The sequence below is a fragment of the Desulfofundulus salinus genome, assembly GCF_003627965.1.
Lineage (GTDB): Bacteria > Bacillota > Desulfotomaculia > Desulfotomaculales > Desulfovirgulaceae > Desulfofundulus > Desulfofundulus salinus.
This window is the reverse complement of sequence record NZ_RBWE01000001.1, coordinates 2,748,077-2,761,246: the sequence shown is the minus strand read 5'-3', so window position 1 is coordinate 2,761,246 and position 13,170 is coordinate 2,748,077. Positions and strand designations below refer to the sequence as shown.

The 13,170-nt window shown below is 54.5% G+C and carries 10 protein-coding genes; all 10 read left to right on the top strand.

The window, feature by feature from the left end; translation table 11 throughout:
* Positions 1–233 precede the first annotated feature (233 nt).
* The gene (locus D7024_RS13875) at positions 234–1,118 is read left to right on the top strand and encodes a class I SAM-dependent methyltransferase (protein WP_121452304.1); all 885 of its coding nucleotides are present in this window, start codon (positions 234–236) and stop codon (positions 1,116–1,118) included.
* A gap of 25 nt (positions 1,119–1,143) precedes the next feature.
* Positions 1,144–2,784 carry an ABC transporter substrate-binding protein gene (locus D7024_RS13870; protein WP_243113801.1) on the top strand — a complete coding sequence of 547 codons (1,641 nt, stop codon included), beginning with the start codon at positions 1,144–1,146 and terminating at the stop codon, positions 2,782–2,784.
* A 33-nt stretch (positions 2,785–2,817) separates the two neighbouring features.
* Positions 2,818–3,792: an ABC transporter permease gene (locus D7024_RS13865; RefSeq protein WP_121452302.1), complete on the top strand. Its 975-nt coding sequence runs from the start codon at positions 2,818–2,820 to the stop codon at positions 3,790–3,792.
* Positions 3,793–3,803: 11 nt separating this feature from the next.
* On the top strand, positions 3,804–4,658 hold the full coding sequence (locus D7024_RS13860; RefSeq protein ID WP_165859424.1) for an ABC transporter permease: 855 nt from the start codon (positions 3,804–3,806) through the stop codon (positions 4,656–4,658).
* A gap of 25 nt (positions 4,659–4,683) precedes the next feature.
* A complete protein-coding gene (locus tag D7024_RS13855) occupies positions 4,684–6,402 on the top strand; it encodes an ABC transporter ATP-binding protein (RefSeq protein ID WP_121452301.1) in 1,719 nt (572 codons plus the stop codon).
* Between the two features lie 216 nt (positions 6,403–6,618).
* Complete coding sequence (cphA, locus tag D7024_RS13850) at positions 6,619–9,273, top strand: cyanophycin synthetase (RefSeq protein WP_121452300.1); 2,655 nt, start codon at positions 6,619–6,621, stop codon at positions 9,271–9,273.
* A 140-nt stretch (positions 9,274–9,413) separates the two neighbouring features.
* The gene (gene ispE, locus D7024_RS13845) at positions 9,414–10,298 is read left to right on the top strand and encodes a 4-(cytidine 5'-diphospho)-2-C-methyl-D-erythritol kinase (RefSeq protein ID WP_121452299.1); all 885 of its coding nucleotides are present in this window, start codon (positions 9,414–9,416) and stop codon (positions 10,296–10,298) included.
* A 37-nt stretch (positions 10,299–10,335) separates the two neighbouring features.
* The gene (locus D7024_RS13840; RefSeq protein ID WP_121452298.1) at positions 10,336–11,016 is read left to right on the top strand and encodes a GntR family transcriptional regulator; all 681 of its coding nucleotides are present in this window, start codon (positions 10,336–10,338) and stop codon (positions 11,014–11,016) included.
* Positions 11,016–11,777 carry a nucleotidyltransferase family protein gene (locus D7024_RS13835; protein WP_121452297.1) on the top strand — a complete coding sequence of 254 codons (762 nt, stop codon included), beginning with the start codon at positions 11,016–11,018 and terminating at the stop codon, positions 11,775–11,777. Before D7024_RS13840 ends, D7024_RS13835 begins: the two co-directional genes overlap by 1 nt.
* 95 nt (positions 11,778–11,872) lie before the next feature.
* On the top strand, positions 11,873–13,087 hold the full coding sequence (gene ilvA / locus D7024_RS13830; RefSeq protein WP_121452296.1) for a threonine ammonia-lyase: 1,215 nt from the start codon (positions 11,873–11,875) through the stop codon (positions 13,085–13,087).
* The last annotated feature ends 83 nt before the right edge of the window (positions 13,088–13,170 follow it).

Sequence of the window (13,170 nt, the reverse complement as noted above, 5' to 3'; positions counted from 1 at the left end):
GGTGCGGGCTGCCAAAGAAGGATTTTACATGCTAATTAGCGAAATATTATAAATCAGGAATGCTGGATGACCGAAGTCATCCAATTATCCAGCTAGAACCAGCTTGGGGCTTAATTTCTATTAAAACTACAAATTTCAAAGATGAAAACCATGAAGGTTTATCGTCCTCAGGAGAGGAGAGGAGTCTTCATGGTTTTTTTTTGAAATAGCTGAATAGGAAAGGAGGTGGTTTTTTGCATTTATTTCCGGTTGGTGATCGCGAGTTTTGGGTGAAACTCTGGCAGGATGCCCGGGAAAACTCGCCGTTAACACGGCGGCGTTGCCGTAGCGAGAAAGAGATGGTGGAAAATTGGAACAGGCGCGCCAGCTGGTTTGCCCGGCGTACCAGCAATGGCAGGGGCCAGGACAGAAGAAAAATGGTGCTGGATATGCTGGAACGGGAAGGAGCGCTAGGACCTGAGGTCAAAGTGCTGGATATTGGGGCCGGGCCGGGTAACTATGCCATCCCCATGGCCCGGTTGTGCGAGCAGGTAACCGCCCTTGAACCTGCCGCCGGGATGGTAAAAATATTGGAAGACAGGGCAAGGGCCGAGCAGGTAGAAAACATTACTATTATTCAGCGAACCTGGCAGGAAGTGGAGGTGGAAAAAGACGGGCTGGCCGGCCAGTTTGATCTGGTGTTTGCCTCGATGACACCTGGGGTGCGGGACCCGGAAACACTGCAAAAAATGCTTGCAGCGTCAAGGAAGTTTTGCTACTTGAGCGCTTTTTCCGGACAACGTTGGGAAAAGGCGCACCGCGAGCTCTGGCAACGGTTCTTTGGTGAAGACATAGGTGATAATCCAGGAGATATTATTTATCCTTTTGGTTTGCTCTATGCCATGGGTTACCGGCCCAACCTCAAATTTTTTACCGTTAACCGGGTGGAGGAAGAACCGGTGGAAAAAGCAGTGGAGAATTTGGCAAGATTTTTCTGGAGCTATATGGATATCACTCCCGATGTCAGGCGGACAATCGAGCGCTATGTAAAAGAGCATGCCGAAAACGGCGTTTTTCGCCAGGAAACCACCTTTTGCACCGGTATGATGCTGTGGCGGGTTGATGAAGTTCTAATTTGAACGTGGACTTAAACGAAGGAGGGTCATGATGATTAGCAAGAGGTACAACATAGCAAGACATTTACTGGCTGTACTGGTGCTTGTGCTTTCTTCGATCTTTTTGATGTGCGGTTGCGGCGCAAAACAGGCCGGGCAGGCCGGCGCAGGTAAAGCTAAGGAACAGGGCCAGGTGGATGTTATCCGTCTGGCCGGCGGGGACTGGGGTTACCCGACACCGTATGCTGTTTATCCCCGGGGGCCGGGGGGCTTTAAGATGTGCCTGATTTTCGACGGTCTTTTAGAGCGGGACGAAAAAGGGCTCATCCCCTGGCTGGCGGAAAAATATGAAGTCAAAGAAGGGGGCAAACAGTACCTTTTTACTGTGCGCAATGGCGTAAAGTGGCAGGACGGTAAGCCTTTGACCGCCGAGGACGTGAAATTCACCTTTGATTACGCAACTAAAAACCCGATGGTTTGGGGGGCGCTGGATAAAAAAGATATTCAGAAGGTAGAAATAGTTGGCGACCGCCAGGTGCTGATCACCGTTACAGAACCAAATGCAGCCATGTTATACAAGCTGGGCATGGTGCGTATAATTCCCAAACATATTTGGGAAAAAGTGGACAACCCGAAGGAATTCACTGCGCCGGAAGCAGTCATCGGAACCGGCCCCTACCGCCTGACGGAGTACAGCAAGGAACACGGTACTTACCGTTTCGAAGCGTTTGATGGCTTCTGGGGACCAAAACAGAGGGTCAAAGTAATCGAGTTTGTGCCGGTTAGTGAGGAAGTGCTGGCCTTTGAAAAAGGGGAGATTGACCTGGCCGGCATCACGCCCGATGTACTACCGCGTTTCCAAAAAGACCCGCAGTACAAAATAGTTAAAAGCCCTGCATTTTGGGGCTACCGCTTGCTGTTCAATATGAAGGATTATCCGATCTTGCAGCATAAAGAGTTGCGGCAGGCCATTGCCTATGCCATTGATGCTCAAGAGCTGATTGACAAGGTGGCCCGGGGCGCTGCCGTTCCCGGCAGTGCCGGCATCCTGCCCCCTGACCATGTGATGTATAATCCTGGTGTGAAGCAGTACAAGCCTGACCTGCAGAAGGCAGGCGAGCTGCTGGCAAAATTGGGGTACGACAAGCTGGACGAAAACGGCATCCGCCAGAATCAAAAAGGAGAAAAACTTTCCTTCAACCTGCTGGTATCCAGCGGTGAAGTCAGGCTGGCGGAAGTATTGAAAGAACAACTGGCCAGAGCAGGCATTGAGATAAAAGTGCAAAGCGTGGATATGAAGACCCGGGATGCCCGTGTTAGAGAGAATAAATATGAGCTTGCCATCACAGGGCACGGTGGTTGGGGCAATGATGCGGATTATTTGCGCGAAAGGTTTGCCAGTTATTCTAAAGGAGGAGCATTGATGGCTTCTGCTCCGGGCACGCCGGGTTATCAAAATGAGGAGTTGAACGCTTTACTGGATAAACAGCGTCTGGAGTTTAACGACCAAAAGCGCAAAGAGTTGATATTTAAAGCTCAGGAAATCCTGGCTGAAGATGTCCCGGAAATACCCCTTTACTACACTACCGGTTACAACGTGTACAGGCCGGCCAAATATGACGGCTGGATGTTCATGTTTGACCACCATTCTTTAACTCATAGTAAGCTGTCTTACCTGGAAAGGGGTTAATCTTAATTGAGAAGGAAGAGGGTCACCAGGCTAATGGAATATCTTTTTACCATTTGGGTCATAGTGACCCTCAACTTTTTACTTCCCCGGGCTATGCCTGGTGATCCCTTTTTGTACATGTCTGCAGACGAAGGCCAGGAGGTGGCAAGGTTTTCGGAGGAACAGAGACAGTACTATCTTGAATACTACGGGCTGGACCGGCCTGTTGCCGAACAGTACCTGTCTTACCTGTCTGATTTGTTGCGGGGAAATTTAGGGTACAGCTTGTACTATAATGAGCCGGTGAGCACGATCATCCTGCGCCGCTTACCGTGGACGACTTTTCTGGTAATAGCGGCAGTGCTGCTGAGTACTGTCTTCGGTACTATTCTGGGCAGCATATCCGCCTGGTACCGGGAGAAATGGCCGGACAAATTCTTGTTTTTTTGCTTGATTCTCCTGTCAGAGGTTCCGGCCTTTCTCCTGGGTCTCGTTTTACTTTTTACATTTGCCGCCGGGTTGGGATTATTCCCCTTGTCGGGGGCCATCACGCATTTTGCCAATTATAGTAGTTGGTGGGAAAAATTGCTTGATATCTTGCATCATGCTTTCCTGCCCGTGATGGCCTTGACCATTGCCCGGCTGGGCGGTATGTATTTGCTTTCCAGAAACAGTATGACGACCGTGCTGGAAAAGGATTACCTGCGTACTGCATGGGCCAAAGGACTTCCCAAAAAACGCATCATTTTTCGCCATGCCTTGAGGAATGCCATGCTTCCCATAGTAACGCGGGTGTTTTTAAGCCTTGGTTCCCTTGTGGGTGGCGCAATTCTGGTGGAAAATGTTTTTGCCTACCCGGGGCTGGGGCATTTAATGAGGGAAGCAGTTATGGTCCATGATTATCCGCTTGTTCAGGGGATTTTCCTGGTGGTAACCATATGTGTTTTGCTGGCTAATTTTCTAGCCGATTTAGTTTACAGGAAGCTTGACCCGCGTATTGGTGACTATAGCGGGATACATGGGGGATAACCTTGGGGAGAATGCCGGAGTTGCTGGTGAAAATAGTCGAGCGGGTAAAAGAATTTTCCCTGCCGGGAAAAGCCGGTCTTGTGGTGATTTTGGTTGTCCTGCTGGTAGCTATCCTGGCTCCTTATATTTCCATCCATCCCCACAATATCTCATCGGGACCGCCTCTTGTGCCGCCGGGAGGAGGGCACCCTTTGGGTACCGACGAGCTTGGTATTGACCTCTGGGCCCAGATATGCTACGGGGCCAGGGTCAGCTTGCTTGTGGGTTTTGGTACTGCCTTACTGGCAGCCCTGGGTGGCGGCCTGATTGGCATTGTTTCGGGGTACCTGGGCGGGTGGCCCGATAAGGTTTTAATGAGATTAATTGATATTATGATTGTGTTGCCGGACCTGCCGGTGATGATTGTGCTGGCAGCTTTTTTCGGTCCCAGTCTGCTAAACATCATTTTAGTGCTGGCCCTGTTTTCCTGGGTTTTCCCCGCCAGAATCGTGCGTTCCCAGATGCTGATGTTGAAGGAACGGAGCTATATCAAATCGGCGGAGACATATGGTGCCGGCGTGTGGTATCTAATGTGGAAGCATTTTCTCCCGGAAGTTTTCCCTTTGGTGGCAGTAAATATGATCAGGCTTTCGGGGAGGGCAATTGTTGCCGAAGCCGGGCTTTCCTTTCTGGGGTTGGGGGACCCTACTTCCAAAAGCTGGGGTTTAATCATTCACCATGCTACCAATTTTAAGGGGATATACTATACGGATTTCTGGAAATGGTGGTTGCTCTACCCGTGGCTGGCCTTGATTATAATGGTAATTTCCCTGGCCTTTATCAGCCGTGAGCTGGAACGAATGGTCGACCCGCGCATGGGAAGGTAAACATTTATACTTGGGGGTATTCGCCGTGACCGCTGATCAATATTTGCTGGAAATAAAAAACCTGTCCATTGCGTATCACGCCGTACACCCGCCGGTAAAGGCCGTTGACGGCGTGTCCTTGCAACTGCGAAAAGGAGAGAGCCTGGGGATTATTGGAGAATCCGGGTGTGGGAAAAGTACCCTGGCCCTGGGGATAATGGGGTTGATAAAACAGGGTATCGTTGAAGGGGAAATAATTTACAAGGGTCAAAACCTGGTGGGGTTGCCGGAAAAGAGACTGAGAAATTATCGCTGGAAAGATATGGCCATGGTGTTTCAAAACTCCCTGGAAGTGCTTAATCCCGTACTCAGCATTGGAGAACAAGTAGGAGAGCCTTTGCGGGCTCATTATAACTTATCCCCCCTGGAGATTGACCAAAAGGTTGTCAAATTATTAGAAATGGCAGGCCTTGAGCCGGAGTGGCGGCACTATTACCCGCACCAATTATCAGGGGGAATGAGGCAGCGGGTACTTTTGGCCATGGCTTTGTCCTGTGATCCGGAACTGCTGATTGTGGATGAGCCTACCACCTCGCTGGACCCGGCAAGTAAAAATGAAGTTTTGCAGTTGCTGCAGAAATTGCAGAAAAAGTTGGGCTTTGCCATGATTTTAATATCCCATGATTTGGGAGCAGTTAAAAAGCTTACCTCCAGAGTTATGACCCTGTACTGCGGGCGCGTGGTTGAGCTGGGGATTACCTCCGAGGTGCTTAAAAATCCCATGCACTGTTATACCCGCGGGTTGCTGAATTCTTCCCCCAATTTCTTTAGATATAAAGACCTGTGGGGAATTGGCGGGGAGCCTCCCCTGGGAGGCTCTATGGAAGGTTGTGCTTTTTATCCCCGGTGTTGCCAGGGAGAAGAAAGTTGCAGTAAGACCAGGCCTCCCCTCAGGTATGTAGCCCTTGAGCGCATGGTAGCCTGTCACAAGGGGGGTATCGAAACGTTTCTTCAGGCTGAAGGGATTCGAAAAAAATACGTATTGAAGGATAGAGAAATTGAGGCAGTAAAAGGAGTTAGCCTGGAAATTAAAAGCGGTGAGGTGGTGGCCCTGGTGGGGGAATCCGGTTCCGGCAAATCTACGCTTGCCCACATTTTGGCAGGGGTTTTGCCGGCCGATGCGGGCCAGGTATTTTTTAAAAACAAAAAGGTGGAGGGAAGATGGGCCACTAAAATGCTGGGGGGTATGCAAATAATCTTCCAGGATCCATTCTCTGCCACCAGTCACCGCATGAAGGTTCTGGAAGTGGTTAGAGAACCGCTGGACATAATTAAGTGGGGCAGTAAAGAAGAGAGGGAAGAAGAAGCAATTAAGGCTTTGCAGAAGGTACAGCTGCCCGTCTCCCGGGAATTTTTAAATCGTTACTGTTACGCCTTAAGTGGAGGACAGCGACAACGTTTGGCAATTGCGCGCGCCCTGGTAACAAAACCGAAATTATTGATTGCAGACGAAGTAACCTCGATGCTGGACCCTTCCACCCAGGCCAATCTTTTAAGGGAGCTCAGGGGACTCCAGAACAGGCATGGATTTGCCATGCTGTATATTACTCACGATTTGCATCTGGCCCGTAAAATTGCCGATAAAGTTTATGTTATGTATCGAGGTGAAATAGTGGAAACGGGTGTATCCTTCGAAATATTCGAAAACCCGGAACACGTTTACACCAGAAGACTCTTGAGAGAGGCCTTCAGGGATCTGGTTTGATCTGAATGCCGGGCGAACCGCCGGTTCTCGACGCCAGGCCGGCAATAATCACGTTGCTGTCCAGGAATACTTTAATCTGTTTCATAATTTCAGCCGGAATGTTGAACTGCCCTTTGCCCCAGACGCGTACCTTTTTACCCTCCCGCTACCCATGGTATTTTTCCCGGTTTGTTGGTCAATACTGGTAACATAACTGTTTTGCGGAGGGCAACAAAGGTGAAGATTCTGGATTTACGGGCCTATTACGGCAGCAACATTTACAGCTACCGGCCGGTAATTAAAATAATCCTGGATCTGGCCCCCGACGGGTGCCGGCCCACCAGCGAGCTGGGGGATTTCAACCGGCGGTTGTTGTCCCTTTTGCCCGGCCTGGGTGAGCACCACTGCTCCCGCCGGCGCCCCGGGGGTTTTGTGGAGCGGTTAAAAGAGGGTACCTACCTGGGCCACGTGGTGGAACATGTGGCCCTGGAGCTTTGCAAGCTGGCCGGCCAGGAGGTGATTTACGGCAAGACCCGCCGGGGGGACGGGGAAACGGTTTATGAAGTAATCTTTGAATATGTTTCTGCCCCCGGCGGGCTGGCCGCCGCCCGGGCGGCGGTGGAACTGGTGCAGGCCCTGCTGGAGAAAAAGACGGTGGAAGTGGCGGAACTGGTGGAGAGGGTGCGTCAGGCTGCGGAAGAAGAATGCGGCCCCAGCACCCGGGCGATCCTTGAGGCGGCCCGCAAAAGGGGGATTCCGGTCCTTCCTTTAGGGGGAGGATTCTACCAGCTGGGTTATGGGCGGTATGCCAGGCGGATAGCGGCTACCATTACGGATCACACTCCCTGTACTGCCGTCGACCTGGTGCAGGATAAGCAGTTATGCAACCAGTTGCTGGCCGCCCACGGGGTGCCCGTACCCGAATCGGGGACTGCCCGCACGGTGGAAGAGGCCCTTGCCCTGGCCGAAAAGTTGGGACCCCCTGTGGCCATCAAACCAGTCAACGGGCATCACGGGCAGGGGGTAAGTCTTTTTGTGTCCGGAGAAGCCCGGGTGCGCCGGGCCTTTGAACTGGCCAGCTACTATGACCGGCAGGTGCTGGTGGAAAAACAAATTCCCGGCCGGCAATACCGGCTTTTAGTGGTGAACGGCCGGATGGTAGCCGCGTCTTTGCGCCTGCCTCCCCGGGTGATGGGAGACGGGCGGCGCACCATCCGCGAACTGGTGGAGGAGCTTAACCGGGACCCGCGACGGGGTGAGGGGCACGGCAGGCCCCTTTCCAAAATCTCCCTGGATGCGGTAGCCCTGGCTTGCCTCGCCCGCCAGGGCTTCACACCCCGGGATGTGCCCGGGAAAGGGCAGGCCGTTTACCTGCGGGACAACGCCAACCTCAGCACCGGCGGGACCGCTGTGGATGTTACGGAACAGGTGCACCCGGCCAATGTCCGGCTGGCCGTACGGGTGGCCCGCCTGACCGGTCTGGATGTGGCCGGCATCGACGTGGTGGCGAAAGATATCGGCCGCCCATTAGAGGAGCAGGGCGGGGCGGTAATTGAAGTGAACGCCGCGCCGGGGCTGCGTATGCATACCCACCCGATGGAAGGCCTGCCCCGGGAAGTGGGTGCGGCCATTGTGGATCACCTCTTTCCTCCCGGCGTACCCTGCCGCATTCCCATTGTGGCGGTAACGGGTACCAACGGCAAGACCACTACCACCCGGATGATCGGAGCCATTTTGGCCCGGGCCGGCCTGGTGGTGGGCATGGCTACAAGCGACGGCATTTACATTGACGGGCAGCGGGTGCTTGCCGGCGATACTACGGGACCGGTCAGCGCCCGGTTGGTGCTGACGGAACCGGAGGTCGGTGTGGCCGTGCTGGAAACGGCCCGGGGGGGGATCCTGCGGGCCGGTTTGGGCTACGAGGGCAGTGACGTGGGGGTAGTCACCAACATCAGCGGGGATCACCTGGGGCAGGACGGCATCGAGACGCTGGAGGACCTGGCCGACGTAAAATCCCTGGTGGTGGAAACCGTCCATAAAAACGGCTTTGCGGTGCTCAATGCCGATGATCCCCATGTGCTGGCCATGGCCGGCCGGGTTCGGGGCAAGATCATTTATTTCTCCCTGGTGCCGGATAATATCACCGTGCGCCGCCACCTGGGTGCCGGCGGTACGGCGGTGTTTGTGAAGAACGGGATGCTGGTGGTGGCCCGGGGCCAGCAGGTGCGCCGGTTGCTCTCAGTACGCCGGCTGCCGGCCTCTCTGGACGGTCTTGCCCGGCACAATATCCAGAATGCCCTGGCGGCAGCTGCGGCCTGTCTGGGTCTGGGTGTATCCATGGAGCACATCCGGGCCGGCCTGGAGGGCTTCCATTGCAACCTGGAGCAAAACCCCGGGCGGTTAAATATCCTGGATGCGCAGGGCATCCGGGTGGTAATCGACTACGCCCATAACGCCGCCGGCTACCTCAGCATGGTTAATGTGTTACGGCACTTTAAAGGACGGTTAATTGGCGTCATCGGCGTACCCGGGGACCGCCTGGATGAGCAAATAAGAGAGGTAGGCCGCATTGCCGGCCAGAACTTTTCGGCCCTGGTGATCAAAGAGGATGCCCACCGGCGCGGGCGCCGGCCCGGGGAAGTGGCCGCCCTCCTGCGGGAAGGTGCCCTGGAAGGGGGAATGCATCCGGGGGGAATCCGGGTGGTTTTGCCCGAAGGGGAGGCGGTGTTGCGGGCCCTTCTGGCGGCAAAGCCAGGTGATACGGTGGCCATTTTCTACGAAAAGCTGGACACGGTGGTCAAAGCCATAGAGTTGTTTCGCACCCGCCGGCAGCCAGGAGACGGCGAAAAAGACAAAAGCGGGCAGCAGGGAAATATTCTCCCGGCGACGTAAAACTAAACGTAAAACTATATATTCAGTAAAAAACGTTATGACAAGGATGCGGTGTTGCCGGCGTGAAGCACTGGAGTAAGCGAGGATAGCACCGCATCCAACAGGGTTCACTGAATATTTACCGAAGGGAGATATTGCCCGTGCTTGAAGCGCTGGCCCGTGCCAAGATAAACCTTACCCTGGACATTACTGGGCTTTTGCCCGATGGTTACCACGAACTGGAAACGGTGATGCAAAGCATAGCCCTTTGCGACCGGCTGGTGTTTTCTCCCCGCCCCCAGGGCATTGAGCTCCAGACCGACAGCCCCCTTTTGCCTTCCGGCCCGGAAAACCTGGTCTACCGGGCGGCGGAACTGTTGCAAAGAGTCACCGGGTGCCGTCAGGGGGTACATATTTTTCTGTCCAAAAATATCCCGGTGGCCGCCGGTCTGGGGGGCGGTTCCGCCGATGCGGCGGCCACCCTGGCAGCCTTGAATCAACTCTGGTCCCTGGGCCTCTCCCGGGAGGAGTTGCTTGTTTTAGCCGCAAAGCTGGGGGCGGACGTACCCTTTTGCCTCGTAGGGGGTACGGTTTTGGCCCGGGGAAAAGGGGAATTGCTCACGCCGCTAAAACCCCTTCCCCCTCTGGGAGTGGTTCTGGTCACCCCACCCCTGGCCGCATCTACGGCCCAGATCTACCGGGAATACGACCGCCTTTTGCCCGGTATTCATCCCGATACCCCTGCCATGGTGGCGGCTATCGAGCGCCAGGATGTACCCGCGGTAGCCGCCCTTTTGGAAAATACACTGGAGCCGGTAACAACTTCCCTTTACCCCCAGGTTACCGCAGTAAAGGAAGCCCTGAAAGCGGCCGGTGCCCTGGGGGTGGTCATGAGCGGCAGTGGTCCTACCGTTTTTGGCCTTAGCCGGGATGAAGAAGAGGCCCGCCGGGTGGCCGGGCGGCTGAACCCGGGGCTGGGGCGGATTTTGTACACCCGTTTTTGCAATCATGCAATAAAACTTGCGGTAATTAACGGCTGCAGGTAAAATATAAGTGTTATGACCAGAAAAAGGGGTGGCGGCCGTGGAAGAACCGAGATTAATTCCAATTAAACTGGATAATTACAAACCTTTAAGGGAACTGGTTTTTGAATCTTTGCGGGAAGCGATTATCCAGGGCCGTCTGAAACCCGGGGAACGCTTAATGGAAATTCAGCTGGCTGAGGAAATGGGGGTAAGCCGTACTCCCGTGCGGGAGGCCATCCGGAAGCTGGAACTGGAAGGTTTTGTGGTCATGGTGCCCCGCAAGGGAGCCTATGTGGCGGGTATTTCGGTAAAGGATATTGTCGATGTCTTTGAAGTACGGGCGGCACTGGAAGCGCTGGCCGCCGGTCTGGCTGCTGAGCGGATTACCGAAGAGGAACTGGAAGAGCTGGAACGGGCACTGGTGAAGACTTACGAAGTCAGCGGCCACGACCTGGAAGCACTGGTTGAAACGGATACCAGATTCCATGAACTCATTTACAAGGCCAGCCGGAACGAAAGGCTGGTCCAGATCATCACCAACCTGGCGGATCAAATTCAACGCTTCCGGGCCACTTCCCTGTCCCAACCGGGACGAACCAGGCACGCCCTGGAAGAACACAAGCAAATTGTGGAAGCCATCAGTGAACGCAACGTAGAGCTGGCCCAGATCCTGGCGCGGGAGCATATTGAAAATGCCGAACAGAGCCTGTTAAACGCCCTTGGGGAGGCAAAGGAATAATGGTGGATGCGGTGGTTCTGGCCGGCAGTCCCAATAACGGGCCGCTCAAGGAATGCAGTTCGGTACCCTACGAGGCGCTCATTCCTATTGGCTCCAAAGCGATGGTACAGTATGTGGTGGAAGCATTGGCCCAGACCAGGGGGGTAAACCGGATTGTAGTGGTGGGGCCCAGGCAGGAGCTGGTGAATCACCTCAAAGACGATCGGGTGCGGGTTGTTCCGGCAGGCAGCGGTCTTTTGGAAAACGTCCAGCGGGGATTAGAAGAGTTGCCGGGTACCCGCCGGGTGCTGCTGGTCAGTTCAGACATCCCCCTGATCACCCCCCGGGCCATTGAAGATTTCCTGGAACTCTGCCAGGATCAAGAGGCGGATTTGTACTACCCCATTGTACCGAAGGAAGCTGTGGAAAGCCGTTTTGCCATTCCTGTGCGGCGGACCTACGTCAATCTTAAAGAAGGTGTTTTCACCGGGGGCAACCTGTTTTTGCTTAATCCGGAAGTGGTTTCCCGTTGTTTGCCCCTGGGGCAGCAGCTGGTGGCCGCCCGAAAAAGCCCCCTGCGCCTGTGTCGCCTGGTAGGCCTCGGCTTTTTGATTCGTTTTCTTTTGAACCGGGTTACGCTGGAAGAAGCCCAGGCGCGGGTTTCCAGCCTGCTGGGCATCCGCGGGGTAGTGGTAATCAGTCGCTACCCGGAAGTGGGTGTGGATGTGGACAAACCCGTGGATCTGGCCCTGGTGACCAGAACGCTGCAACAGGCTTACTAGCGGTTAAAGCCACATATCGCGAACCCTTAAGACGAGAGAACGGCGCCGTGGGTACGGTGGGTTAACTTGAATCTACTTAACAGGGTGTTTTTACAATGTCAATTCCTTTAAACCTGGCCATGATCCAGGAAGCCAGAAAGCGCCTTGCCGGCGTCATTCACCACACACCTTTGGACCATTCAACCACCTTTTCCCGGCTTACCGGCAGAGAGGTTTATTTCAAGCTGGAGAACCTGCAGAAGACCGGGTCCTTTAAAATCCGTGGCGCCTACAACAAGATCATGTCTTTGACTTTGGAAGAGCGGCAGCGGGGTGTGATTGCCGCTTCTGCCGGAAACCACGCCCAGGGGGTGGCCTATGCGGCTACCAGGGCCGGCATTCCTTCCACGGTGGTCATGCCGGAGGGTGCTCCCATTTCCAAGGTTATGGCCACCCGGGGTTACGGTGCTCAGGTGATTCTGGCGGGGGGCGGTTACGATGAGGCTTTTGATTACGCCCGCCGGATGCAAAAAGAGACTGGAGCCACCCTTGTGCACGGCTTTGACGATCCCCTGGTGGCGGCGGGCCAGGGCACCATAGGCCTGGAATTGCTGGACGAGTTGCCCGATCTGGACGCCGTGCTGGTGCCCGTTGGCGGGGGCGGGCTGATTGCCGGTATCGCCGTGGCCATTAAGTCCTTAAAACCCCAGGTGCGCGTAATTGGTATCCAATCGCGGGGGGCGCCGGCGGTTTATCTTTCCCTTAAAGGCGACCACCGGCAGCAACTGGTTACTACCGCCACCATCGCCGACGGGATCAGCGTGCGACGTCCGGGCGAGTTTACCCTGGAGGTTATGCGCCGTTATGTGGATGATGTACTGCTGGTGGACGACGAAGAAATTGCCCGGGCCATTTTAATGCTCCTGGAGCGTTCCAAGATTGTAGTGGAGGGGGCCGGGGCGGTGGTCCTTGCCGCCCTTTTGCACGGGCACCTGTCTTTACCCGGGGCGAAGGTGGCCCTGGTTTTAAGCGGGGGAAACATTGACGTCAATATTCTCTCCATCATCATTGAACGCGGACTGGTTAAGTCCGGCCGCATCATCCGCCTGCGCACCGTGGTTACGGATCAGCCGGGCAGTTTGCAGCGCCTGCTGGGTGTGCTGGCAGCCGTGCGGGCAAACGTAATTTCCATTAATCACGATCGCATTAAGCCCCAGGTACCCTTAAAACAGGCAGAAGTCGAATTGCTGCTGGAAACCAGTGACGTGGAGCATATGGAGAGAGTCATGGCCGCTCTGACCCGGGAAGGGTACAGGGTAGAAAGGATTTAGGGAAAAATTTTTTAAAGTGAAATGGAAAATTGCAGGAATTTTTACATTCGTGGAGAAAACAGGTTTACAGGTACGGGTAGGGT

Excerpts from the sequence above, each read along its gene's own strand:
- D7024_RS13870 (WP_243113801.1), top strand. The coding sequence starts at position 1,144 with ATGATGATTAGCAAGAGGTACAACATAGCAAGACATTTACTGGCTGTA.
- D7024_RS13835 (WP_121452297.1), top strand. The coding sequence starts at position 11,016 with ATGGTGGATGCGGTGGTTCTGGCCGGCAGTCCCAATAACGGGCCGCTC.
- ilvA (WP_121452296.1), top strand. The coding sequence starts at position 11,873 with ATGTCAATTCCTTTAAACCTGGCCATGATCCAGGAAGCCAGAAAGCGC.
- D7024_RS13860 (WP_165859424.1), top strand. The coding sequence starts at position 3,804 with ATGCCGGAGTTGCTGGTGAAAATAGTCGAGCGGGTAAAAGAATTTTCC.
- D7024_RS13865 (WP_121452302.1), top strand. The coding sequence starts at position 2,818 with ATGGAATATCTTTTTACCATTTGGGTCATAGTGACCCTCAACTTTTTA.